The sequence below is a fragment of the Rhizobium sp. NFACC06-2 genome, assembly GCF_900101425.1.
GTDB classification, from domain to species: Bacteria; Pseudomonadota; Alphaproteobacteria; order Rhizobiales; family Rhizobiaceae; genus Agrobacterium; species Agrobacterium leguminum.
In genome coordinates, this window is sequence record NZ_FMVA01000001.1 from 405,815 (window position 1) to 429,790 (window position 23,976).

The following is a 23,976-nucleotide window of genomic DNA, read 5'->3' on the forward strand; positions in this document are numbered from 1 at the left end:
CATTTGAGATCACAACCGATCAGCGGCAATCGGCGCAGAAGCGCTGGATGCGCTTGCAGGCCTCTTCCAGCAGCGCTTCCGACGTGGCGTAGGAAATGCGGAAGTTCGGGCCGAGGCCGAACGCCGATCCCTGCACGACGGCGACGCCTTCGGCTTCCAGAAGTTCGGAAACGAAATCCGTATCCGTCTCGATGACCTTGCCCGACGGCGCGGTCTTGCCGATCAGGCCGGCGCAGGACGGATAGACGTAGAATGCGCCTTCCGGAGCCGGGCAGCTGATGCCCTTGGCCTGGTTGAGCATGGAGACGACGAGGTCACGGCGGCCTTCGAAGATTTTCTTGTTCGCCGGAATGAAATCCTGCGTGCCGTTCAAAGCTTCGACAGCGGCCCATTGCGCAATCGAGCTTGCGCCCGAGGTTTGCTGGCCCTGGATCATGTCCATGGCCTTGATCAGCGGCAGCGGGCCGGCAGCGTAACCGATACGCCAGCCGGTCATGGCATAGGCCTTGGAGACGCCGTTCATCGTCAGCGTGCGGTCATAGAGCGAAGGCTCGACTTCAACCGGCGTGACGAATTTGAAATCGCCATAGGTCAGGTGCTCATACATGTCGTCCGTCAGCACCCAGACATGCGGATGCTTGACCAGCACATCGGTCAGCGCCTTCAGCTCGTCATGCGAATAGGCGGCGCCCGACGGGTTGGACGGCGAGTTGAACACGAACCACTTGGTCTTCGGCGTGATCGCCTTTTCCAGCGCTTCCGGCTTCAGCTTGAAATTGTCTTCCAGCGTGGCGTCGACGAAAACCGGCGTGCCGCCGCAGATCGCCACCATTTCCGGATAGCTGACCCAGTAGGGCGCCGGAATGATGACTTCATCGCCCGGGTTCAGCGTGGCCATGAAGGCGTTGAAAAGGATCTGCTTGCCGCCCGTGCCGACAATCGTCTGCTCCGGCTTGTAGTCCAGCCCGTTTTCACGCTTGAACTTGTCGGCAATGGCCTTGCGCAGTTCCGGAATACCCGAAACCGGCGTATATTTCGTTTCGCCGCGCTTGATGGCGTCGATGGCCGCTTCCTTGATATTTTCGGGCGTATCGAAATCCGGCTCGCCGGCGCCAAGGCTGATCACATCGCGGCCCTTCGCTTTCAGCTCACGGGCTTTCTGGGTAACGGCGATGGTGGCGGATGGCTTTACGCGGGAGAGAATGTCGGCAAGGAAGGCCATTTTTAATCGGTCCTATTGGGGTTGACATCGGCAGAGGTTGGAAAACTTGTCATCTGCGGCATTTTCTATGTCGAAAGACAGGCCTTCTTTCAAGGTCAAAAGCCGGCTTATGTGCTGCATCGCAGAATTTAAACCTTCCTTAACCCGGAAGTAACGCTTGATACGCTACATTCGCGAGCCTAGAGGTCGTGTCTCTATAGCTGGTTGAAAAATGGCGCTCAAAAGCATCTTTTCCAGTCTTGTCCGCGAGGTCGATGGCACATGGTCCACGGCCTATAGCACCTTCAACCTGAAATCGGCCCTGCAGCCCATTTTCCGCCGCACGGCGAGCGGTATCCTCGACATCGATTCCTTCGAGGGTCTGGTGCGTCCCCATCGCAATGGCGAGCCGGTGACGCCGGGCGAATTCTTCTCGCTCGTCGCGCCGGAAGACATCGAAAATATCGACAGCATCCTGCGCACGATCCACATTCTCAACACCGGCAGGCTCAACCGGTCCCGCGCCCGCATCTTCGTCAATTTCCATCCGGGCCTGTTCCAGACCCCGGCCAAGATGCGCCAGGAAGTGGAGCGCATGCGTCTTGCCGCCCACGAGGCCGGCATGACGGCGGATCGCATCGTCTGCGAAATCTCCGAGAAAAAAGCCTCCGACACGCAGATGGTCGCCGACTTCGCCTACCACATGCACGATATCGGCTTTCGCGTGGCGCTCGATGACTATGGCGCGGGCGATTCCGACATCGACCGGGTGAAGCTCATCAAACCGGACTATGTGAAATTCGAAGCCGGCTGGGTGCGCGATTTCATGCAGAATTCGGCGGGTGCTGCCCTTCTGCGCGTCATCGTCAGCCAGTTTCGCGCCGATGGCATAGAGCCGGTCTTCGAAGGGCTGGAAGCCGCATGGCAGGTCGATCTGTGCGAAGAACTCGGCGTCCTGTTGATGCAGGGCTACGTGCTGGCAAAGCCAGAACTTGCCCCGACCAGTTTTGACACACGTTTCCCGGAACTCGGCAATGAATATTTTGCCTCGTCAAGGGCCGAAAGAGGCCCTGCGCCACCGGCATTTTTCCGGGAAGAACGCCCCGCCGATCCGCACCCGCTGCGCCAGACCAGAACCTTCGGAAAACGCGGCCTCTGACGCCAAATCCGGCCAAACGGCTCTCCTAACCGGCTTTGCCACAATATTGCCGCAATAAATGCCGCGGAACGCCAGAATTCGGTCTCCAAGCCGTCCATTTCGAAGCCTCTTTTATCCTTTAAGAACAGGGACAAGAGGCGACAGCCATGTTTACCAACGATCGGACTTCCGTTGAAAGGTTAAGGGCGCAGAGAACGCTGTTTTCCCTCTGGATGGCCGTTGCGGCTTTTCTTGTCATCGTCACCATGGCCGCCGGCATCGCAACCTCGGCCAATGCGGCTGCTCAGGCGGTCGATACGCTGCATACTTCCGCCATTCCGCAGGTGGCGGCGACGACGAAAGCGGGTCCCCACGTCCTGCTCATCGTCCTTTCGGCCGCGGCCTTCATCGGCCTCGGCATTGGCGGCCTGACGCTCACCCGGCGCAGCCTGAAGGACGAGGCCCGCCGCTACAAATAAGCGGCCCTTCCCTCGACTTGCGGCATCGGCAGGTTGCTGCTAAAGCACCCGGAAACAGTCATCCGCATCGCGGATCGATATTTCAAAAATCCCCTGTTTGCCACGGCCGCGACTGAGTGATCTTCCGGCCCTGCCGTGCTGGTGCCAATAATGACGCGTATTCAGGCCAATATGCTGCTTCTGCTCGCCGCAGCAATCTGGGGAGGCGGCTTCGTTGCGCAATCCTCCGCCATGGCCTCTATCGGCCCGTTCTGGTTCGTCGGCCTGCGTTTCGCCATCGCCGCCATCGCCGTGCTGCCCTTCGCGCTCATGGAAACATGGTCGCTGAAATCGCCGCCGCGCCGGCGCGAAATCGGCAGCTTCATCCTCGTGGGTCTGGCCCTGTTCGGCGGCGCCACCACCCAGCAGGTCGGGCTCCTGACCACGACCGTCACCAATTCCAGCTTCCTGACCGGGCTTTACGTCATCTTCGTACCCGTGATCGCCGTCGTGCTTTACCGCCGTCATCCCCACTGGATCGTCTGGCCATGCGCGCTGATGATGCTGGGCGGCATATTCCTGCTCTCCGGCGGCGCATTCGAGGCACTGACCACGGGCGATATTCTCAGCATCATCTGCGCCTTCTTCTGGGCGAGCCAGATCACGCTGGCCGGACGCTTCGTCTCCGAAAGCGGAAGGCCGCTGGCGCTTTCCTGCACCCAGTTCGCCGTTTGCTCCCTTCTTAGTTGCATGATCGGCGTCGTGTTCGAACCGATCAGCATGGCCTCCATCGAGGCGTCGCTGGCGGAAATCCTCTATGTCGGCCTCGTCTCCTCCGGCCTCGCCTTCGTTTTGCAGGTCATCGGCCAGCGTTACACCACCGCCCCGCAGGCCGCGATATTCCTGTCCTCGGAAGCGCTTTTCGGCGCTTTGCTGGCTTCGGTGTTCCTGAAGGAAACCATTTCAAGCGCCGGCTATATCGGCTGCCTGATCATATTCGTCGCGATCCTGATCGTGGAACTGGTGCCGGAATTGACGCGCAAACGGCAAAAATCCATGGCCGGAGCGGCCTGACGCAAAAAGAACTTATTTTTCTCGTTCCGCCATAAATCCAGATAGCGCATTCAAATTTTGCCGTGAAATCCTGCGGTAAACGGCAATTATTTCATCAACTGTCGCTTCTGCGGAAAAAATATGCGATCGCGCAATGTTATTCTACCGCAGGTTTTTTATCTGACAAAAAGCCCGTGAAAACTTTTGCTTGCCAATTTTCGATAAACGCATCACTCTACCGCGGTTCGGGCAATTTGCGAGCATGGGAAGGCCTATAATTTTGCGCACTGGGGACGCTATAAACCTCGGGCGGTGGGACGAAAAACGTTGGATGAGAACGCCATTACTTCCCGCTGCGAAGGTCCATTTTCTCAATAGTCAAAAACTGCCTGCCAACGCCCACGCGGGGCAAAACTGTAATGCTGCCTGTAGCTGAACGCGGGCAGAGCGAAAAGGACCTGATGCATGGCCGAAACTGGCACCGTAAAATTCTTCAATACAGACAAAGGCTTTGGCTTCATCAAGCCAGACAATGGTGGCGCTGATATCTTTGTTCACATCTCTGCCGTACAGGCTTCTGGCCTGTCCGGACTTTCAGAAAATCAGAAAGTGAGCTTCGACACGGAACCGGATCGTCGCGGCAAGGGGCCGAAGGCAGTCAATCTGCAGATTGCTGGCTGACCCTAAAACGGCTTTCTTTTCTAGTTGAAGCCCGGCAGGAATGCCGGGTTTTTTTGTGCGGTCCCGCAGGCCTTAGGGCATTTTCAGGAAAAGTGGAATGCGGTTTTCCGTCTGGAAATGCGGAAAAACTCTAATGGGCCGGCGCTCAGAGCCCCTTGAGATAGGGGTTGGTGAGCCGTTCCTCGCCCAGCCGTCCACCCGGGCCATGGCCGCAGATGAAACCGACATCGTCACCCAGCGGCAAAAGCTTGTCGCGAATGGACGCCATCAATTGCTCGTGGTTTCCGCCCGGCAGGTCCGTGCGCCCCACCGATCCCGAAAACAGCACGTCGCCGACATGGGCGAAGTTCTGGTCGCGGTTGTAATATATCACGTGGCCGGGCGCATGGCCCGGGCAATGATAGACTTCGAAGACATGGTCCCCGAATGATACCCTGTCGCCGTCCTTCAGCCATTTGTCAGGCGCAACGTTCCGAAGACCGCTAATGCCGTATTTTTCAGCCTGCGCCTCAACCCTTTCGAGCAAGGGCCGGTCGTCCTCATGCGGCCCGATGACCGGCAGCGACAGCTTTTCTCGCAGTTCATCGGCACCGCCGGCATGATCGAGATGCCCGTGCGTCAGCCAGATTTCCTTCAGCGTGATGCCGTTTTCAGACACGACCTGGAGAATGACGTCCACATCCCCACCGGGATCGACGACGACACCTTCCTTGGTGTCCTGATCGAACAGGATGGTGCAATTCTGCTCGAATGGCGTGACCGGAATAATGCCCGCCTGCAATTTTCCCATATCCTGTATCTCCTGTCTGAAAGCTCCAGCCTCCTATAGCCCGCGACCGGGTGCGGCACAATGGCGGCGGAAAAGACGCCGACTTCCGGCGACTGAAACAGTCTAAAATATAATTAGAAACAGTAAGGTAGCAATAAATCCTCGGCTGATGGCGGGAATTGCCGGCAAAAAATGTGGAACGCCCCGATGGTTTCGACGTTCTAGGTCCAGTCTTGAAAGGAGTGAGACACATGGACAAGACGCTTAAAATGCTCATGGCTGGCGGCGCCTTCGCCTTGATGGCCGGTTTCGCGAACGCCGCCATGGTCGCCACCACCGCATCGGATATTTCCGTTCGCTCAGGCCCCGGTGAAGACTATCCCGAAGTGGGACTGGCCACCCGCGGCAGCAATGCGGTTCTGGATGGCTGCATGGAAGGCAGCAGCTGGTGCCGGATCGAAGTCAACGGCCTGCGCGGCTGGGCCCACGCCGATTATCTGAATGTCATGTATGAGGGCTCTCCGGTCATTCTCGAACAGCGCCGCTCGGAACTCAGCGTACCAGTCGTGACCTATGAAACGACCTCGAGCGTGCAGGCAGAACCCAATCCCGGCGATCCGAACCTCGGCCGCGTCGGCGAGGTTGATCCGCCGCAATCGGTGATCACCTACATTGACGAACATCCCGCAGACACCGTCACCTATGACGGCGACATAGCCGTCGGCAGCGTGTTGCCGTCGGATACACGTCTCGTCGAAATTCCGGACTATCAATATCGTTATGTCCGGGTGAACGACGTGCCGGTTCTGGTCGAACCTTCGACGCGACGGATCGTTTACGTCTATCAGTAAACGCACGGCGCACATAAATAGACGGATGAAGAGCGCGGAGTTTCCGCGCTCTTTTTTATTTCCGGTAAAGGCCACTCAGGATTCCAGTTGCACCCGCACCCGCGCCATATTATCCACCGCAACAGAAAATGATCGCGGCATTCTCCCGAGCGGACGCATTTTCGGCTATGTTTACAGAATATTGGCGCATCGACGCCTGTCAGCCTATGATCAGACAGCCGCAGAATATGAAGGAACCGCAGTGCCACCGCAATCGCTCAAAACCGCAGCCGCCAGGCAGACACCGGCACTCCCGAAGGTTGACGACGGCAAGATCGACTTCGACACGATCGAGGCGCTGTTTTTCGCCTATCGCGATTTCGTCTCCGATCCCGATGTCATTCTGTCGAAACTGGAATATGGGCGGGCGCATCACCGGGTGGTCTATTTCGTCAGCCGGCAGCCGGGCATGACGGTGGCGGATCTGCTCGATACGCTGCAGATTACCAAGCAGAGCCTTGCCCGTGTGCTGAAGCAATTGATCGATGACGGTTACATTCGCCAGATGGCAGGCCCGGAAGACCGCCGCCAGCGCAGGCTTTACCCCACGCTGACGGGCCGTGAACTGGCGCTGGCGCTGAGCGAGCCGCAGTCGCGCCGCATCGACCGCGCGTTGGAAGGTCTCGGGCCGGACGCCCGCGCCTGCGTGCGCAAATTCCTGGCGCAGATGCGCAGCCCGACGACGACCACCACCGTGGAGGACGAGTGACGATGGCGACAGCACCGACCAAACGTCCACCGGCGGATGACGATGCCGCCCACCTCCTGATCGTCGACGACGATGCCCGCATCCGCGATCTTCTGCAGCGCTTTCTGGGCGACAAGGGCTATCGCATCTCCGTGGCGGCCGATGCCGCCGAAGCACGGCGCAAAATGGTGGGCATACGTTTCGATCTGCTCATCCTCGACGTGATGATGCCCGGCGAAAACGGACTTTCGCTGACCCGCTCGCTGAACGAGGACAAATCCGTGCCGGTCATCCTTCTGACCGCCCGCTCGGAAGCGGATTCGCGCATCGCCGGGCTGGAAGCGGGAGCGGATGATTATCTCGCCAAACCCTTCGACCCGCGCGAGCTCGTGCTGCGCATCAACAACATCCTGCGGCGCAATACCTCGCCCGATACGCCCAAGATCGAACAGATCATGTTCGGGCCCTACAGCTTCTCCATCCCCAAAAAGGAATTGCGGCGCGGTCCCGAAACGATCCGCCTGACGGATCGCGAGCAGGAGATCATGCTGCTTTTTGCGCTGCGCGCCGGCGATACCATTCCCCGCCATGAGCTGGTGGAAGCGGAATCGGAAGTGGGCGAAAGAACCATCGACGTGCAGATCAACCGTCTTCGCCGCAAGATCGAGGACGACCCTGCCAATCCTGTCTATCTGCAAACGGTGCGCGGCATCGGTTACCGCCTGAGCGTGGACTGACGAGCACCCAACGAAGGGCGAACGCACGGCCATGGCGAGCCTCGATTTTCTCAGCACGGTCAGAAACAGCGGCGTGGCCAAGGCCTGGCGCATGTCGGGCAGATGGCTGCGCCACTGGCTGCCAACCGGCCTCTACACCCGTTCGCTGCTCATCATCATCCTGCCGATGATCCTGCTTCAGGGCGTGGTCGCGGCGGTCTTCATGGAACGCCACTGGCAGCTCGTGACGGAACGCCTCTCCTCCGCCGTAACGCGCGATATCGCCGCGATCATCGAACTTCTGCAGACGGACCCGGAGGAAGACGACTATCAACGCGTCATCCGCATCGCCCGCGACAAGCTGGGTCTGAGCGTCTATATCGAACCGAAGGCGGATCTGCCTGCTCCTAGACCTGAGCCGCTGTTTTCGATCCTCGACAGGATTCTGGCGGATCAGTTAACGCAGCAGATCGGCCGACCGTTCTGGATCGACACCTATGGCAATGGTTCATTGGTCGAAATCCGCGTCCAGCTGGAAGACAAGACACTGCGCGTCTTTACCAGCCGCAGCGCGGCCTATGCCTCCAACACCCATATCTTCCTTGTCTGGATGGTCGGGGCGTCACTGGTGCTGATCGCCATCTCCATCCTCTTCCTGCGCGGGCAGATCAAACCCATCGAAGCGCTCGCCAAGGCGGCGGAAAACTTCGGCAAGGGCCAGAAGATCAGCGGCTATTCCCCGCGCGGTGCGGATGAGGTGCGGCGCGCCGGCCTCGCCTTCATCCTGATGCGCGAGCGTATCGAGCGGCAGATGGAGCAGCGCACCGCCATGCTGAACGGCGTCAGCCACGACCTGCGCACCATCCTCACCCGCTTCAAGCTGCAACTGGCGCTCGCGGGCGACAATCCCGACCTCGAGGGGCTCGACAAGGATGTCGAGGACATGCAGTCGATGCTGGAGGCCTATCTGACCTTTGCCCGTACCGATGTCGAAGAGGATGTCGGCACGCTGGAGCTTCCGGCCCTTCTTGAAAAAATCGGCCATGATTTCGAGCTGCACGGCAAGAAATTCAGCTACGAGCTTTATAATATCGAGCGGATCATCGCGCGGCCGAACGCACTGTCCCGGCTCGTCGCCAATCTGGCTGAAAATGCGCGGCGCTACGCCAGCAATCTCCACATCGATATCCGCAAGGCGCCACGCTCCATCATCATGACCTTTGACGATGACGGGCCGGGCATTCCGGAGAACTCACGCGAGGATGTGTTCAAGCCGTTCTTCCGGCTGGACGAGGCGCGCAACCTCAATGCTTCGGGCACTGGCCTTGGCCTTTCCATCGTTCGCGATATCGCCCGCAGCCATGGCGGCGATGTGACGCTCGATGAAAGCCCGATGGGTGGATTGCGGGTAATCGTCAAAATTCCGGCTTAAAACACCGGATCGAAAAGTGTGTCACGGACTTGCGGTTTCCGTCACTCCGGCACTGAGCCGTCGTGTTCCATCAGCACATTTTCTCGCCGTTCGGCACTAGCCGTTCAACGGCGGCAAGCACGATATCGCCATTGGCATCGGCAAAACCGAGCGTCAGGACCTCGGACCGGAAAGGGCCGATCTGGCGCGGCGGAAAATTCACCACGCCCAGAACCTGCCGGCCGACAAGGCTTTCCAGCGTATAATGCACCGTGATCTGCGCCGAAGATTTCTTGACGCCGATCTCCGGCCCGAAATCGATCTTCACCTTGAAAGCAGGCTTGCGCGCCTCAGGAAAAGGCTCGGCCTCAATGATGGTGCCGACGCGAATATCGACCTTTTCGAAATCGGCATAGGAAATTTCACCGCTCATGGCCCGCCCCTTCAGCCCGCCAGCTCTTCGGCGCGCGTTTTCGCGGCAGCGACCGCCCTATCGAACAGGGGCTGCATGCCGTCTTCGGCCATCAGCACGGACAGCGCCGCAGCCGTGGTGCCGCCCGGCGAGGTCACATTCTGGCGCAGGCGCGCCGCCTCGTCGGAGGATTGATGCAGCAGCTCGCCGGCGCCGGCCACGGTCTCGCGCGCCAGACGCATGGCCACATCCGCGGGCAGACCGGCCTTGCGGCCGGCTTCGGCCATGCATTCCACAAGATAGAAGACATAGGCCGGGCCACTTCCCGAAACCGCGGTCACCGCGTCGATATCGCTTTCGGCATCCACCCATTCGACCGGGCCGCTGACTTTCAGCAGCCCGTCCACCACCGTTTTAAGCTCCGGCGTCACTAGCTCGTTGGCATAGGCCCCCGTTACGCCGCGGCCGACCATGGCCGGTGTGTTGGGCATGGCACGCACGGCGGCAACCTTGCCGAAATGCGAAACGAACGTGCCGATGGTGGTGCCCGCCGCAATGGAAACGACGACCGTATTCGGGCCCAGCAGGGGTTTCAGTGAGGGTAGTACGGCTTCCATCATCTGCGGCTTCACCGCCACGAAAAGAATACCGGCCTTCACACCCTCGGGCACGCTTTCGCTATGGGTGGCTCCGGCTTCCGCAATCGTCGTCCGCATGGCGTCGGAAGGGCGCGGATCGATGACGATGACCTGCGATCCCGGCACGCCCTTTTTCAGCCAGCCTGAAAGCAGAGCGCCGCCCATATTGCCGGCGCCCACCAGGACGAGCGGCCCGGAAGCCTTATATACCATCTTACGCTTCTCCGACGGTCTCGAACATGACCGCTTCGATTGCACTTTTCGCATCCAGTCCCGACCAGACGACGAACTGGAATGCCTGATAATATTGTTCGCAGGCCTCCAGCGCGCTGGAAAGCAGCACTTCCACCTGCTGGTTGTTCGGTTCGGCGCCGCCCGCCAGAAGCAGGGACTGGCGGAAGATCACCACATCTTCCTGCCGCCACAGATCGAAATGCCCCATCAGCACCTGACCGTTGACTTGGGATAGCAGACGAATGACTTCGTTGACGCGCTGGTCCGGCACCTTGATGTCGAAGGCGCAGGCAAGATGCAGCGCCTCGAACTCTTCCATCCATGAAAAGGAAACGTGATAGTCGGCCCAGTGACCGGCGACGGTCATGGCGATCTCATCTTCGCCCGAACGTTCGAACGACCAGTCGTTCGAGGCCGCGACGATCTCGATCATGTCCACGGGATTGGACTGACGCTCAATTTCAAATTCTATCAGACTCATGCGGCACCTTCTCAGCCGGTAGGAATGTCCTGTTTTGAACGCCGGGCACAAAACGCACATACAAACCGGGATAAACATTTGAGACGATTGCCCGACACCACCAGAATTACGCATTCACCCTGTCTGGAGCTTACCAGGTCTTTTCGAATCATCATTTAAAATCAGTGTATAATGGCCGAGTCCTGCTGCCACCCCTTCCCCGCCATTTTTGCTTTTTGAACAGTGGATATCTCCTCCCCCATCACCTCAGGCGAGATACATAAGCGACTCTGCCGATTGCGTTTTTTGGAAGTGTCCACAGGCCCCAAAAAATTCGCGCAGGAGGGATGTTTTTAACAACCGGGAGTCATTTCGGGCGGAATGGGCCGAAAACAAAAAGTCCCGGAATCGCAAGCGATCCGGGACCCATCGAAAAAAGCGTTCAAAAATCAGTCCTTGGCGGCGGAAAGCTTCGCTTCCAGAGCCTCGATACGGGCACGCAGCGCGTCGTTTTCATCACGCGCTTGAATGGCCATTTCGCGAACGGCATCGAATTCCTCGCGCCGGACGACGTCCAGACTGTTCAGCCAGCGATCCGCTTGGGCGTGAAAAGCTGCTTCGGCTTCCTTGCGCACACCCTGCGCTGCGCCGGCCGCATCGGTCATCAGCTTGGCGAATTCATCCAGAAAACGGTTGGTGCCTGTCGTGCTCATGGCGCTCATCCTTCGTCGGTTCAGGGGCATCGTCTTGCCCGCTGTTGCTAGCCTTCAGGTAGGCACTCCATCGCCGCCTTGCAAGCGAAATCGAAAAATCGCAAGAGCTTGCATGGCCTTTGCTATCTTAAGCCGCAGCTTGAAGAATCACCTTGACCGCCGCCATCGCAATCGCCATTTTCCTTGGCGTCAGGGAGACCGGTGAGCATCATCGCCCGGCCCCTTGAGGCAATGGCTCGTTCCGTTGTCCGCCCCGCAACGATGACGGAATATACGGATTGTTAGCCGCTCCCACCCAACTCGCCATCATGCCCTTCCCCAATATCGATCCGGTAGCGCTGTCCCTCGGCCCGCTCTCGATCCACTGGTACGGCATCGCCTATGTCGCGGGCATCATGCTCGGCTGGTTTTATGCCCGCCGCCTCGCCCGCACGGACCGCCTGTGGCCGAACGAGACGTCGCCGATTTCGGCGCAGCATCTTGACGATTTCATCCTCTGGGCAGCCGGCGGCATCGTACTCGGCGGGCGCATCGGCTACATCCTGTTTTACGATCTCGCCGCGGTCGCCGCCAATCCCATCAGGGCAATCGAGATATGGAACGGCGGCATGTCGTTCCATGGCGGGCTGATCGGCACCACCATCGCCATGATCCTCTTCGCCCGCAAGAACGGCATTCCGGTCTGGAGCATGTTCGACATCGTCGCGGCCGTAGCACCCATTGGCCTGCTGTTTGGGCGCATCGCCAATTTCATCAACGGCGAATTGTGGGGGCGCATCGCCGACGTGCCGTGGGCGGTCGTCTTCCCGACCGGCGGCCCCTTCGCGCGGCACCCGAGCCAGCTTTATGAAGCCGGTCTCGAAGGCCTCGTGCTCGTCATCGTTCTTGCAATCGCCATCTATGCATTCAGGGCGCTGAAGACGCCCGGCGTCGTCACCGGTATCTTCGTCTGCGGTTACGCGCTGTCGCGCATCTTCGTGGAGTTCTTCCGCGAGCCGGACGCCCAGATCGGCTATCTCGCCGGCAACTGGCTGACCATGGGGATGGTGCTCTCCACGCCGATGTTCGCCCTCGGCCTCTGGGCGGTTCTGCGGGCGCGCAGCGCGGCTAAAAGCGCCTGAACGGTATGACCCGCCATGACGACACCGCTCGCGCAACGCATCAAATCACTTATCCGGCTTAACGGTCCGCTTAGCGTTACCGACTTCTTCTCGCTCTGCCTCGCTGACCCGGAGCACGGTTATTACAGGAGCCGCGAGCCCTTCGGCCGTTCGGGCGATTTCATCACCGCACCTGAAGTCAGCCAGCTTTTCGGCGAAATGCTCGGCGTTTTCGTGGTTCATGCCTGGCAGAGGCACGGCGCGCCCATGGAAACGCAACTGGTGGAAATCGGCCCCGGCCGCGGCACCATGATGTCGGACATGCTGCGCGTCATCCGCCGCATCGCACCGCCGCTTTACGAGACGATGCGGGTGCATCTGGTGGAAACCAGCCCCCGCCTTTCCGCCATCCAGAAGGAAACGCTGGCCGCACATGCGGACAGACTGACCTGGCATGACAGTTTCGACGACGTGCCGGAAGGTTTCCTGCTCCTCGTCGCCAACGAGCTTTTCGACGCCATTCCGATCCGGCAATTCATAAAAACACCACAGGGTTTCCGCGAACGGGTCGTCAGCCTCGACGCCAATGACGAACTTGTGTTCTCGACCGGGCTTGCCGGCATAGACCCGGCTTTGCTGCCGCCGCAGCCGGAACGGCAGCCGATTGGCGCCATATTCGAGATTTCGCCTGCCCGCGAAGCCGTGATGACCGCGATCTGCCAGCGCCTCTCCGTCCATGGCGGCACGGCGCTCGCCATCGATTACGGCCATCTGGTCGGCAGCTATGGCGATACGTTGCAGGCCATGCGCAACCATGCCTTCGACCCGGCGCTTGCGCATCCCGGCGAAGCCGATCTCACCAGCCATGTCGATTTCGAAAGCCTCGTGAAAACAGCCGAAGCAACCGGCGTACACGTCAACGGCACTTTGAGACAGGGCGACTTTCTCTATGGCCTCGGTCTGAAGGAACGCGCGGCCGCGCTTGCCGCCAAAGCCACGCCCGACCAGACTCTGGAAATCGCCGAAGCGGTCAACCGCCTCGCCGGCGAAGGGGCCGGCAAGATGGGGGAACTTTTCAAGGTCATCGCCGTTTCAAGTCCCGCGCTTCATCTCCTGCCGTTTCGCGCGGTGGATTGACAGCGCAATCACCTCTGGGCCAACATCGCCGCGACACACGAAGCAGGCACACTGCATCACACACGCCGCGCAACGCCGCGGCAACCGGAAACATCTCGCTTAACCGTACTTCACTGGCCAACAGCGATATTCTCCAAGGAACTCCCGCACCATGCAGAACGCAACGCTGCCGCTCCCCATCCAGAGTCCCCTGCTCGCCGACTATAGCAAAAACCGTATCCGCCACGGTTTTTTCACCCGGCAGGGCGGGGTGTCGGAAGGGCTTTATCAGGGCCTGAATGTCGGCCTCGGCTCGCATGACGAACCGGAACGGGTGCAGGAAAACCGCCGGCGCGTAACGCAATGGTTCGGCCTGTCGGCGGAGCGCCTCGCCACCGTGCACCAGATCCATTCCCCCGATGTCCTCGTGGTCGATGAGACCTATGACGGCAGCCGCCCGCAGGCCGACGCCATGGTAACCGCGACACCGGGTTTCGTGCTTGGCGTGCTGAGCGCCGATTGCGGCCCGATCCTTTTTGCCGATGCGCAGGCGGGCGTCGTGGGTGCGGCCCATGCCGGCTGGAAGGGCGCATTGTTCGGTGTGCTCGAAAACACCATCGAGGCCATGACGAGGCTCGGCGCCAGCCGTGAACGTATCGCCGCCTCGCTCGGTCCTTCGATCAGCCAGGATAATTATGAGGTCGGGCCGGAATATGTGGCGCGCTTTACCGATATCGATCCGGCCTATGCGAATTATTTCGCCGGGGCGGACAAGCAGGGACACGCGCTGTTCGACCTCAAGCAATTCACCATAGACCGCCTGACCAAGGCCGGCGTGAAGGCGGAAAATCTCGGCCTCTGCACCTATCCCGACGAAGAGCGCTTCTATTCCTACCGCCGCACCACCCACCGCGCCGAACCCGATTACGGCCGGCAGATTTCCGCAATCGCAATTCTGGAGGACTGATATGGCCCTGCACTTCGAGCTTTCGGAATTCGATGCCCGCCGCGAGCGGCTGCTCGCGAAAATGGCCGAGGAGAAGCTGGACGCCCTGCTGCTTTTTGCGCAGGAAAGCATGTATTGGCTGACCGGCTATGACACATTCGGCTACTGCTTCTTCCAGACGCTGGTGGTCAAGTCGGATGGCTCCATGACGCTTCTCACCCGCTCGGCCGATCTGCGGCAGGCCCGCAATACCTCCATCATCGAGAATATCCTGATCTGGGTCGACCGGCCCAATGCCGACCCGACGCTCGATCTCAAGAACCTGCTGAGCGATCTCGACCTGCTGGGGGCAAAGATCGGCGTCGAATACGACACGCACGGCATGACCGGCCGCGTCGCCCGCCTGCTGGACAACCAGCTCGCCAGCTTTTGCCAGATGAGCGACGCTTCCTATCTGGTCAGCACCCTGCGGCTCGTCAAAAGCCCGGCCGAGATCGCCCATGCGCGCAAGGCGGGCCAACTGGCCGATGCGGCGCTGGACGCGGCGTTGCCGCTCATCAGGCCCGGCGCGGACGAGGCCGCAATTCTCGCGGCCATGCAGGGAGCGGTTCTGGCCGGCGGCGGCGATTACCCCGCCAATGAATTCATCGTCGGTTCCGGCGCGGACGCGCTGCTGTGCCGTTACAAGGCCGGCCGCCGCAGGCTCGACGACAAGGATCAGCTGACGCTGGAATGGGCCGGCGTCAGCGCGCATTACCATGCCGCCATGATGCGCACAGTGGTGATCGGCGAACAGGATTTCCGCCAGAAGGAGCTTTACAGCGCCTGCCTGCAAAACCTCACCGCCATCGAAGAGGTGCTGCGACCGGGCAAGAGCTTCGGCGATGTCTTCGACGTGCATGCCCGCGTGATGGATGAACGCGGCTTGACCCGCCACCGGCTGAACTCCTGCGGTTATTCGCTGGGCGCGCGCTTCTCGCCGTCCTGGATGGAGCACCAGATGTTCCACGCCGGCAATCCGCAGGAGATCACCGCCGACATGACGCTCTTCGTGCATATGATCGTGATGGATTCCGATTCCGGCACAGCCATGACGCTCGGCCAGACCTATCTGACCACCGACGGCGCACCGGAGCCGCTCTCGCGCCACAACCTCGATCTTCTCACAGCTTAAATCGCTGCCGGGTTTGACAGAGCGGGAAAACCGCCCTTACATTGCGCCACCTTGGGCAAGAAGGAGCGGAACATGAGAGGGAAAATCGCATGAGCCGGACGGGGTTCACCCCCCTTTTTCCGGCCATCATTGTTCCAGCGATGATGCTGGCCCTGTCAGGCTGCAACACGACGGAAGCGCTGACACCGCAGGTGGATGTCGGCCACAATGCCTCGCAATCGACACCCGTGACCCAGGGCGATCTCGACCAGATGGCCGCCGCCGCCGACCGCGCACCGACGGGCGCTCCGGCAACCGCAACATCCGTTCCCGCCTATGCACCGCAAAACTCGTTGCAGGCGCAGGCACAGGCGCTGTCCAACGGCAGCCAGTATGGCGAGCCGCTTCGCCAGAACCAGACCGCAACCCAGCCACCCGCCGCCGCTCAACCCGCCCCCGCGCAGCAGACGGCATCGCTTGCGCCCGCCTCTTCCGCAAACTCCATCCGCTTCCTGCCGATCATCGGAGCCCCGGTTCAGGCCGTGACGCCGCTGTCGCGCCAGCTCGGGGCCGAAGCGCGGGCGAAGGGGCTGACCATCCGGGCCTCAAACGACAATTCGGCCGAAAACATCCTGAAGGGATATTTCTCCGCCTTTGCCGATGGCGCCAAGGTCAATGTCGTTTACGTCTGGGACATTCTGGACGCCAATGGTGTGCGGCTTCACCGCCTGCAGGGGCAGGAAACGGTGGCGGCAAAAGGCGGCGATCCATGGGCCGCCGTGACCGACAGGGTCATGCAGGATATCGCTGCAAAAACGCTCAACGACTATTCGTCATGGAAGCAGTCTCAACAGGGATGAGGTGAAAACGGCGGGAGAAGTCACAGAGATTTCACGAAAATCATTGCGAAAGCGCGGAGTCCTCTTGCAATCGGAAGCAACAGCGCTATTAAGGCGCGCATGGCAACAAGGCGTATCCGGCAAAGGCTTTTCAGCCGGATGTTCCTCCCCTTGAACGACGCTTGGTTACGGTGGATTGAGCCCCGTGATGCAAGGCGATGGCATGGAAACAGGCGGCCGCAATGAAGGTTTTCGCAGGCAATTCGAACCGGCACCTTGCCGAAGCGATCTGCAAGTATCTTAACGTTCCTCTCGGAAATGCCACTGTAAAGCGGTTTGCTGACCAGGAAATATTCGTAGAAATCAGCGAGAACGTGCGCGGCGAAGACGTTTTCATCGTCCAGTCCACCTCCTTCCCGGCAAACGATCACCTGATGGAACTGCTCATCATGATCGATGCCATGCGCCGCTCCTCTGCCAAGCGTATTACCGCGGTGCTTCCCTATTTCGGTTACGCCCGCCAGGACCGCAAGGCCGGCCCCCGCACCCCGATTTCCGCCAAGCTCGTCGCCAATCTGATCACCGAAGCCGGTGCCGACCGCGTTCTTACCCTCGATCTCCATGCCGGCCAGATCCAGGGCTTCTTCGATATCCCCACCGACAATCTCTTCGCAGCGCCCATTCTGGCCCGCGACGTGAAGGACCATTACGACACCAACAATGTCATGGTGGTTTCGCCCGACGTTGGCGGCGTGGTTCGCGCCCGTGCACTCGCCAAGCGTCTGGACTGTCTTCTGGCCATCGTCGACAAGCGTCGTGACCGTCCGGGCGAATCCGAAGTCATGAACGTCATTGGCGATGTCTCCGGCAAGGACTGCATCCTCATCGACGACATCGTCGATTCCGGCGGCACGCTCTGCAACGCCGCTGAAGCGCTGCTGAAAAAGGGCGCCACCAGCGTCACAGCCTATATCACCCACGGCGTGCTTTCCGGCGGCGCGGTTGCCCGTGTTGCTTCCTCGAAGCTGCGCGAACTCGTCATCACCGATAGCATCCAGCCGACCACCGGTGTCCAGTCCGCGCATAATATCCGCGTGGTCAGCACCGCAGGCCTGCTCGGCGAAGCGATCAACCGCACCGCACAGGAACAGTCGGTTTCCGGCCTGTTCGACTGAGCAGCTGCGGCAAACCTCGGCAATCATTCTAGGGTCTGGCGAATTGCCGCCCGGTTTAGATTTCCGGGCAGGCTGCGGTCTATCTTGAAATCGCTGGTTCCCTCGATGTCATCCTCGGCCCTGTGCCGAGGACCTAGTCATGTTAAATAAATCAACAGGTCGCAGATCCTCGAGACAAGTCCGAGGATGACGCAGGAGTGTCTGGCGCGCTTCGCCATTCACCTCATTAAAGCGAACTCCGAAGTTCCTCTTAAGACGATGCCGCACCCGCATCCGGCGGCCGTTGCAGACGTGAGGCTGCGGCCTTGATTTTCGGCCACCAGCGCCGAACCCGGGTCAGAACAGCATGGCGACCGTTACGCCAGATGCTGACCGTATCGGCTGTAACCGCATCGCCGGTAAACAGATGGCGATGACGTCCGATCACCAGCGCCCGGTAGAGAAATAGTGTCGTTAGAGCGGAAAACAGGATGGACATCACCACATCGCTGAGGAAATGCCCCCCGGCCGCGATGCGCAAGCCGGACATGAGAACGATCATGCCGGCCGCGATGCCTCCCATCATCAACCGTCCGCGCCGTTGCAGCCGGGGCCAGACGAGCACGCAGAGCGGCAGGAAGAAACTGGCGATCAGCGCGGTTTCGCCGGAAGAAAACGAGCAGTTCGAATAACATTGCGCACTGTACTGGAACGGCGGCGTGAAAAGCTGCTGCCCGCCGAATTCGGTGACGCTGAACGGGCGCGCGCGACCGATGGTCGCCTTCAGTACTCCATTGACCAGAAGCCCGGCGCAGAGGAACACCGGCCCGCACAGAAAGGCCCAGACCCGCCAGCCGGTTCTCTGCATCGTGCCCAGCCGAAGATTGCCGACAAGGATCACGAAAGCCAGAAGGGTGGCAAGCTCCGTACCTTCGCGCAGCGTATCCCGCAACCATTCGGGAAACGGCTCACGGCCGGACCATGGCTGCTCGACGGGCGAGAAAAACAGGGCGGAGAATCTGAGATCGATCGAGGGAAAGGTCGCGAACAGGATGACGAGCGCCAATGTCGCGAGTGTCACCCAGATCGTGATCCGCATATGCGAAAGATCATTGTCCATTGCTGCCCTCCGGCATGCATCGCGGCAGCAGGCGCCAGAGACCGATTTCCCTGCCCTCGAGGAAACCCGGCCCGGCGGTCCAGCGGGCGACCGGAGCCTCGCCGGCAAGGCAGGCCGGCAGGCCATCCACACTTCCCAGGAACAGGGGATTTTTCGCCTCGCCCGGTTTCAGCGGGTAAAGAAGCGCATAGTGACTGGAAGGCACGCCGGTCTCGGGCAGCGCGCGCGTCATCACCTGCTTCTCATCCCGAAGCTGATAAAAAAGCTCGGCAAGTATCGAACGGTCGGTAGCGACGATGGCGTCCGCACCCGCCTCGCGCGCCCGTGACAGGCCGGTCGACACCAGCTCGGCGCGCCCGAGGTACCGCGCCATCGCCAGTTCTCCTTTCGGCAGGCGCAATTGCGTTCCGGCAATGGTCATCAGCGGCAGCGCGACGGCCACGATGCCGCCGAGCACAAGCGTGGACATGGTAAGCCAACGCCGCGACGCCAGGACCGGCACCGCCAGCAGCACGCCGGCCGCATAGGCCCCGACCGCCCAGTTGGCGAGCGCCCGTGACATCAAACCCTGCGCGGTAATCAGCAGAACGATCGGCACCGAAAGAGCGACCAGCGCCCGGGTTTCGGCATTTTTCGCACGAATTGTTGCGACGATCATGCCGACGAAAACGAACGGTCCGACCACGCCCGCCTGGGAGAAGAAGAATTCCAGCGCGGAACCGATCTTCAGCTGGACGCCATGCCAGTTCGCATTATCCGCCGTATGGCGTGCGGTCATGAAATCGTGCGCCGCGTTCCACCACAGATTGGGCGCGATGACGGCAACGCAGACGAGCGCAGCAATGACCGCGTCACGCAGCCGGATGCGCCATGCCTCACAGAGCCAGCCGGCGGCGATGAAGCAGGGCAGAAAATAGATCATCGCATATTTCGACATCAGACCAAGGCCGAAGCAGAGACCGAGGGCGATGCTCCAGCCCAACGCCGCCCTGCACTCGTGGCGGGCCAGCGCAAGTTTCCGTACGCAGATCATCGACAGCACGATGAACAGCATCATCGGCGTATCGGTCGAGATCAGCAGGCTGCCGAGCGTTACGGCCGGCAGGGTTACATAGATAAGGGCGGCCAGGCATGCCAGCCTGACATCGTAGATCATGCGGCCGAGCGCAAGGATGGCCGCCGCCGCGACGCCATGCACCACGGGCGCGGCCAGCCGAACCTGAAACGTGCCCTCACCGCCGCCCAGAACGGTTGCCGCGCGAATGAGCCAGCCGATCAGGGGCGGCTTGGAATAGGCGCCGAGCGCCATCTCCCTGCCCCATAGCCAATATTGCGCCTCATCGACGAAAAGGTCGGTGCGGTTGAAGGCCAGCCCAACGACGCGCAACGCGGTTACAAGGACAATCGCCGCGAATGCAAATGTCAGCCACCGGCGCTCATCGCCTGCCTGCTCGTAAGGCAGGGTCGCCGCCTCATGCATGCTGGCGGCGTTCTGCATGAATCAACCAGAGATTTCGGGCATAGATGAAAAGGCCGGACGCCTGACCCAGAATGAACACCGGATCGCGCCGCCAGATGGCGTAGGAAAGCAGCACCAGACCGCCGAGAACGGAAAAATACCAGAAGGCCACCGGAATGACCGAGCGGTTCGCCCGTTCCGAAGAAATCCATTGAACCAGAAAACGCATGGTAAACAGCATCTGGCCCATGAAGCCGGTGCAGACCCACAGAAATTCCTTCCAGCTGTTCACATGCAGCATGGACCATAAAGCCGGTGCATTCACGGCGATGTCTCCGTTTTGAAAGTTTCAGCCCAGCTTGAGCGCTTGCGCCGGCGCAGCAGCCAGGCGACGCCGATCAGGTCGTGGATGCCGACAAGCGCGCGGCCGATATTGGTGTAATGGGAGTTCCCGTGCAGCCGCGCCCGGTGCGTGACGTCGACATGGGTGACCTGCCAGCCGTCGCGATTGAACAGCGCCGGGAAATAGCGGTGGTGATGATCGAAATAGGGCAAGGCGAGATAGGCGTCGCGGCGGAAGGCCTTGAGCCCGCAGCCGGTGTCGCGCGTCCCGTCCTTTAAGATCCGCGCCCGAAGCCCATTGGCGAAGCGGGAGGAAAGACGTTTTCCAAGCGTATCGCGCCGACCGACACGCTGGCCGGCCACAAGACCGAGCCGGCTGGGAGCGCCTGCGGAGAGAAGCGGCGCGAGAAGAGCCGGCAGATTGTCCGGCGGGTTCTGCCCGTCTCCATCCAGCATGCAGATGACAGGCGCACGCGCCGCCTGCACACCGCTGTGGATCGCCGCAGACTGTCCGCCCTGACGATCATGCCGGACGAGCCGCAGCATCGGGTAACGATCGCCAAGCGCAAGCACCGCATCGACCGTGCCGTCCGAAGATGCGTCGTCCACCACCACGATCTCGAAGGCGCCGACGGGCTGGCAGGCGGCAAAAATCTCCGCCACGAGCGTTTCCACACTCGCTTGCTCATTGTGCATTGGCACGACAACGGCGAAATCCGGCCTCGGTTTCACGCTGGCTCCGTCATATCCGTCCGCACTCAGTCCGCAGACATCATTGATAGTGGCGAGAGAAGGAGCGCGGAAAGCTTGCATGAACATGAACAGCCGTTGAACTTCACTCGATATGCGCCCGTTCTATTGCAGTTTTATTACGGGAAACGCGTCAGTGGCGGCCGGCTATTTTTTCACGGCATGCGGGAAACAATCGTACAATTCCCAGCACTTTTAACGCGGACGTAAACAATTTTTGCCACGGTATGGCCACGTTTTTTGGGGGGAGGAAACAGGATGCCGGGTGTAAATCCGACTGCTGTCAAAGCTAAATCATTGTCGATAAAGGCTAAATTCGCAGCGCTCGTCACGGGCGCAACGCTGGTTTCATGTCTTTCCGTGGGGCTGTTGTCCTATGAGATGGGGAAGTCGGGACTGATCGACGCCAGCGAAATCAGGCTCGAAACGGTTGCAGGCAACCAGTCCAAGCAGCTTGATGCCTATACTTTGCGCGTCGAACAGAGCATTTCCGAACTGTCGCAGAACGCCGCGGTCGCACAGGCGCTGGAAACGATGACCACCGTTGTACCGACGGAAAGGGATGCGATCATACAGGCTTTCCGCCGCGAGGGCGTCTCCGAAGAGGAGCGCGCCTCCTTCAATGGCGAAGGCTTGCGACTGCTTTACGCCATTCGCCACGCCACCATCAACGCCGCCATCGCCAGCGTCTGGCGCAACACCCGCGTCAGCGACATCTATGTGATCGACAAGACCGGCCTCATTATTTACACTGTGACGAAGGGGAAGAACTTCCTCACCAGCGTGACAGAACCGCAGAACGCCGCGATCAAGGACCTGTTCGACCGCATCGAAGCCGGCAAGGACGGCGTCGTTAGCACCACAGGTTTCACTGGCGGCGAAAATGATTCGGCCATGATCGGCATGCCGCTCGCCGTCTCCAACTGGGGCCAGCTCCAGCGCAAGGGCGCCGTCATCATGCGCATCGCCGCTGATCGCATCGGCTCGGTGGTGACGCCCGAGGAAACCGGCAAGACCATTGATGACGCCGTTCTCCTGAGCGCCGACGGCAAACGTCGGGCCGGCGTACTCTCGGGCGGCGCTGACGCTGCGGTGTCCGAAAGCCTCGCCGCCCTTTCCAACGCAAACAACGCCGGAACGGTGATGGCGCAGACACCTACGGGCAACATCTTCTATGCCTATCGCCCGGTCTCCGTCTTCGGACAGAAACATCTTCTGGCCATCGGCCAGCAGGAAAGCAAGGTTCTCGCCGCCGCCAACGATCTCGCCTTCTGGGCGACGGTCGCGACACTGGCCGTACTTGCGATCATGACGCTGATCGGCATTTTCGTTTCCGCGAGCCTGACCAAGCCGCTGACCGGCCTTGCAGGGCTGATGGAGCGCCTGAACGGCGGTGAAAACAACATCGAGATCAAGGCCGTTTCCCGTGGCGACGAGATCGGCACCATGGCGCGCGCGCTGGAATCCTTCCGTCAGGGCATTCTGGACAAGCAGCGCATGGAAGCCGAATCCCATCGCAAGAGCGAAGAACTGGACGAAGAACGCGCCCAGCGGGAAATGGAAAAGGCAAGAAGCGCGAAAGAGCTGGAAGAGGCTGTCGAAGCACTCGCCACCGGCCTTGCCAATCTCGCGGCCGGCAGGCTCGATCTCCGCATCGACAAATCCTTCGTGCCGTCGCTCGATCATCTGCGCATCGACTTCAACAACTCCATGGCAGGCCTGGAAGCGACCATCTCCAACATCGGCGAAAGCGCCAATGCCATCCGCTCCGGCTCCGGCGAACTGAAAAGCGCATCGGAAGACCTGTCGCGTCGCACCGAACGCCAGGCCGCAGCCCTTGAGGAAGCGGCAGCGGCACTCGGAGACATGACGCAAGCCGTCAATCTCTCGCTGTCGCGCTGCAATGTCGCCGTCGAGGCGACGGCGGGCACGATGCAGGATGCGCACAAGTCCACGGCTGTCGTTAAAGAAGCGATCGTGGCGATGGAACGCATCGAAACCTCGTCGGCCAAGATCCGCCAGATCATCGATGTCATCGACCAGATCGCCTTCCAGACCAATCTGCTGGCGCTGAATGCCGGTGTGGAAGCCGCCCGCGCCGGCGAAGCCGGCAAGGGCTTTGCCGTTGTGGCGCAGGAAGTTCGCGAGCTTGCCCAGAAATCGGCAGCCGCCGCCCGGGACATCACGACGCTGATCGCCACCTCGGCGGGCGATGTGGAAAGCGGCGTGGCGCTGGTGCTGAAGACGGGTGAAAGCCTCGAGCAGATTCAGAAACGCATCCAGTCGGTCAACGACCAGATCGGCGAGATCGCCACCGCATCGCGCGAACAGTCCGGCCGCCTCAGCGAAATCAACGCCTCCGTCAACGAACTCGACCATGTAACGCAGCAGAACGCGGCCATGGTGGAGGAAACGACGGCCGCCGCCTTCTCGCTATCCAGCGAGGCGGACGGCCTGACCGAACAGGTGGGGCAGTTCTCGGTCGGCGGCCCCCGCCAACGGGACCAGCGTTACGCGGCATAAACCGCAACGAAA

The 23,976-nt window shown here is 60.5% G+C and carries 25 protein-coding genes; 15 read left to right on the top strand and 10 right to left on the bottom strand.

From position 1 onward, the window contains the following. Positions 1 to 19: 19 nt before the first annotated feature. Positions 20 to 1,222, bottom strand: coding sequence for a pyridoxal phosphate-dependent aminotransferase (locus tag F3H58_RS02135; RefSeq protein WP_003522859.1), 1,203 nt, complete (start codon positions 1,220 to 1,222; stop codon positions 20 to 22). Between the two features lie 211 nt (positions 1,223 to 1,433). Between F3H58_RS02135 and F3H58_RS02140 the strand changes: the two genes are divergently transcribed. The 4 genes from F3H58_RS02140 (at position 1,434) to F3H58_RS02160 (ending at position 4,531) form a co-directional block, all read left to right on the top strand. Next, complete coding sequence (locus tag F3H58_RS02140) at positions 1,434 to 2,360, top strand: EAL domain-containing protein (RefSeq protein ID WP_149741050.1); 927 nt, start codon at positions 1,434 to 1,436, stop codon at positions 2,358 to 2,360. A gap of 146 nt (positions 2,361 to 2,506) precedes the next feature. Next, positions 2,507 to 2,818: a hypothetical protein gene (locus tag F3H58_RS02145; RefSeq protein ID WP_149741051.1), complete on the top strand. Its 312-nt coding sequence runs from the start codon at positions 2,507 to 2,509 to the stop codon at positions 2,816 to 2,818. 150 nt (positions 2,819 to 2,968) lie between these two features. After that, positions 2,969 to 3,871 (top strand): DMT family transporter, encoded by a 903-nt coding sequence (locus F3H58_RS02150; RefSeq protein ID WP_149741052.1) that lies wholly within the window; start codon positions 2,969 to 2,971, stop codon positions 3,869 to 3,871. A gap of 444 nt (positions 3,872 to 4,315) precedes the next feature. Next, positions 4,316 to 4,531, top strand: a complete 216-nt coding sequence (locus tag F3H58_RS02160; protein WP_003494703.1) for a cold-shock protein — start codon at positions 4,316 to 4,318, stop codon at positions 4,529 to 4,531. Between the two features lie 145 nt (positions 4,532 to 4,676). Here the strand turns inward: F3H58_RS02160 and F3H58_RS02165 are convergent, their stop codons facing one another. Beyond that, positions 4,677 to 5,321 (bottom strand): MBL fold metallo-hydrolase, encoded by a 645-nt coding sequence (locus tag F3H58_RS02165; protein ID WP_003522863.1) that lies wholly within the window; start codon positions 5,319 to 5,321, stop codon positions 4,677 to 4,679. A gap of 230 nt (positions 5,322 to 5,551) precedes the next feature. Between F3H58_RS02165 and F3H58_RS02170 the strand changes: the two genes are divergently transcribed. From F3H58_RS02170 to F3H58_RS02190, 4 genes are all read left to right on the top strand, one after another. Then, complete coding sequence (locus F3H58_RS02170; protein ID WP_065655730.1) at positions 5,552 to 6,151, top strand: DUF1236 domain-containing protein; 600 nt, start codon at positions 5,552 to 5,554, stop codon at positions 6,149 to 6,151. A gap of 241 nt (positions 6,152 to 6,392) precedes the next feature. Beyond that, entirely contained in the window at positions 6,393 to 6,899 is a 507-nt protein-coding gene (locus F3H58_RS02180) for a MarR family winged helix-turn-helix transcriptional regulator (protein WP_031234081.1), read from the top strand. 2 nt (positions 6,900 to 6,901) lie between these two features. Beyond that, positions 6,902 to 7,615 (top strand): response regulator, encoded by a 714-nt coding sequence (locus tag F3H58_RS02185; protein ID WP_003522866.1) that lies wholly within the window; start codon positions 6,902 to 6,904, stop codon positions 7,613 to 7,615. Positions 7,616 to 7,646: 31 nt separating this feature from the next. Continuing rightward, the gene (locus F3H58_RS02190) at positions 7,647 to 9,026 is read left to right on the top strand and encodes an ATP-binding protein (protein WP_149741053.1); all 1,380 of its coding nucleotides are present in this window, start codon (positions 7,647 to 7,649) and stop codon (positions 9,024 to 9,026) included. A 70-nt stretch (positions 9,027 to 9,096) separates the two neighbouring features. On the opposite strand, the gene F3H58_RS02195 is transcribed toward F3H58_RS02190, so the two are convergent. The 4 genes from F3H58_RS02195 to F3H58_RS02210 all read right to left on the bottom strand — a co-directional run bounded on the left by F3H58_RS02195 (position 9,097) and on the right by F3H58_RS02210 (position 11,462). Beyond that, the gene (locus F3H58_RS02195; protein WP_149741054.1) at positions 9,097 to 9,438 is read right to left on the bottom strand and encodes a tRNA-binding protein; all 342 of its coding nucleotides are present in this window, start codon (positions 9,436 to 9,438) and stop codon (positions 9,097 to 9,099) included. A gap of 11 nt (positions 9,439 to 9,449) precedes the next feature. Further along, positions 9,450 to 10,268 carry a pyrroline-5-carboxylate reductase gene (gene proC / locus F3H58_RS02200; RefSeq protein ID WP_125145549.1) on the bottom strand — a complete coding sequence of 273 codons (819 nt, stop codon included), beginning with the start codon at positions 10,266 to 10,268 and terminating at the stop codon, positions 9,450 to 9,452. A gap of 1 nt (position 10,269) precedes the next feature. Further along, positions 10,270 to 10,770: a type III secretion system chaperone family protein gene (locus F3H58_RS02205; protein WP_003522870.1), complete on the bottom strand. Its 501-nt coding sequence runs from the start codon at positions 10,768 to 10,770 to the stop codon at positions 10,270 to 10,272. Positions 10,771 to 11,198: 428 nt separating this feature from the next. Then, positions 11,199 to 11,462 (bottom strand): accessory factor UbiK family protein, encoded by a 264-nt coding sequence (locus tag F3H58_RS02210; RefSeq protein ID WP_003522871.1) that lies wholly within the window; start codon positions 11,460 to 11,462, stop codon positions 11,199 to 11,201. 308 nt (positions 11,463 to 11,770) lie between these two features. On the opposite strand from F3H58_RS02210, the gene lgt reads away from it, so the two are divergent. From lgt to F3H58_RS02245, 6 genes are all read left to right on the top strand, one after another. Further along, positions 11,771 to 12,583: a prolipoprotein diacylglyceryl transferase gene (gene lgt / locus F3H58_RS02220; RefSeq protein ID WP_174039662.1), complete on the top strand. Its 813-nt coding sequence runs from the start codon at positions 11,771 to 11,773 to the stop codon at positions 12,581 to 12,583. A gap of 15 nt (positions 12,584 to 12,598) precedes the next feature. After that, positions 12,599 to 13,699, top strand: a complete 1,101-nt coding sequence (locus F3H58_RS02225) for a class I SAM-dependent methyltransferase (protein WP_149741056.1) — start codon at positions 12,599 to 12,601, stop codon at positions 13,697 to 13,699. 151 nt (positions 13,700 to 13,850) lie between these two features. After that, positions 13,851 to 14,645, top strand: a complete 795-nt coding sequence (gene pgeF / locus F3H58_RS02230; protein ID WP_149741057.1) for a peptidoglycan editing factor PgeF — start codon at positions 13,851 to 13,853, stop codon at positions 14,643 to 14,645. 1 nt (position 14,646) lies between these two features. Continuing rightward, positions 14,647 to 15,798 (top strand): M24 family metallopeptidase, encoded by a 1,152-nt coding sequence (locus tag F3H58_RS02235; RefSeq protein WP_149741058.1) that lies wholly within the window; start codon positions 14,647 to 14,649, stop codon positions 15,796 to 15,798. 89 nt (positions 15,799 to 15,887) lie between these two features. Next, positions 15,888 to 16,637, top strand: coding sequence for a hypothetical protein (locus tag F3H58_RS02240; RefSeq protein WP_149741059.1), 750 nt, complete (start codon positions 15,888 to 15,890; stop codon positions 16,635 to 16,637). A gap of 221 nt (positions 16,638 to 16,858) precedes the next feature. Continuing rightward, positions 16,859 to 17,791, top strand: coding sequence for a ribose-phosphate pyrophosphokinase (locus tag F3H58_RS02245; RefSeq protein WP_003522877.1), 933 nt, complete (start codon positions 16,859 to 16,861; stop codon positions 17,789 to 17,791). A gap of 250 nt (positions 17,792 to 18,041) precedes the next feature. On the opposite strand, the gene F3H58_RS02250 is transcribed toward F3H58_RS02245, so the two are convergent. The 4 genes from F3H58_RS02250 to F3H58_RS02265 are packed head-to-tail and all read right to left on the bottom strand — an operon-like array spanning position 18,042 to position 21,510. After that, positions 18,042 to 18,890 (bottom strand): phosphatase PAP2 family protein, encoded by an 849-nt coding sequence (locus F3H58_RS02250; RefSeq protein WP_149741060.1) that lies wholly within the window; start codon positions 18,888 to 18,890, stop codon positions 18,042 to 18,044. Beyond that, a complete protein-coding gene (locus F3H58_RS02255; RefSeq protein ID WP_188128736.1) occupies positions 18,880 to 20,388 on the bottom strand; it encodes an ArnT family glycosyltransferase in 1,509 nt (502 codons plus the stop codon). Before F3H58_RS02255 ends, F3H58_RS02250 begins: the two co-directional genes overlap by 11 nt. Further along, entirely contained in the window at positions 20,363 to 20,650 is a 288-nt protein-coding gene (locus tag F3H58_RS02260; RefSeq protein ID WP_031233742.1) for a lipid-A-disaccharide synthase N-terminal domain-containing protein, read from the bottom strand. Before F3H58_RS02260 ends, F3H58_RS02255 begins: the two co-directional genes overlap by 26 nt. A 20-nt stretch (positions 20,651 to 20,670) precedes the next feature. Next, on the bottom strand, positions 20,671 to 21,510 hold the full coding sequence (locus F3H58_RS02265; protein WP_149741061.1) for a glycosyltransferase family 2 protein: 840 nt from the start codon (positions 21,508 to 21,510) through the stop codon (positions 20,671 to 20,673). Positions 21,511 to 21,699: 189 nt separating this feature from the next. Here F3H58_RS02265 and F3H58_RS02270 point away from each other — a divergent pair, with 189 nt between their 5' ends. Next, positions 21,700 to 23,964, top strand: coding sequence for a methyl-accepting chemotaxis protein (locus F3H58_RS02270; protein ID WP_149741062.1), 2,265 nt, complete (start codon positions 21,700 to 21,702; stop codon positions 23,962 to 23,964). Positions 23,965 to 23,976: the final 12 nt, after the last annotated feature.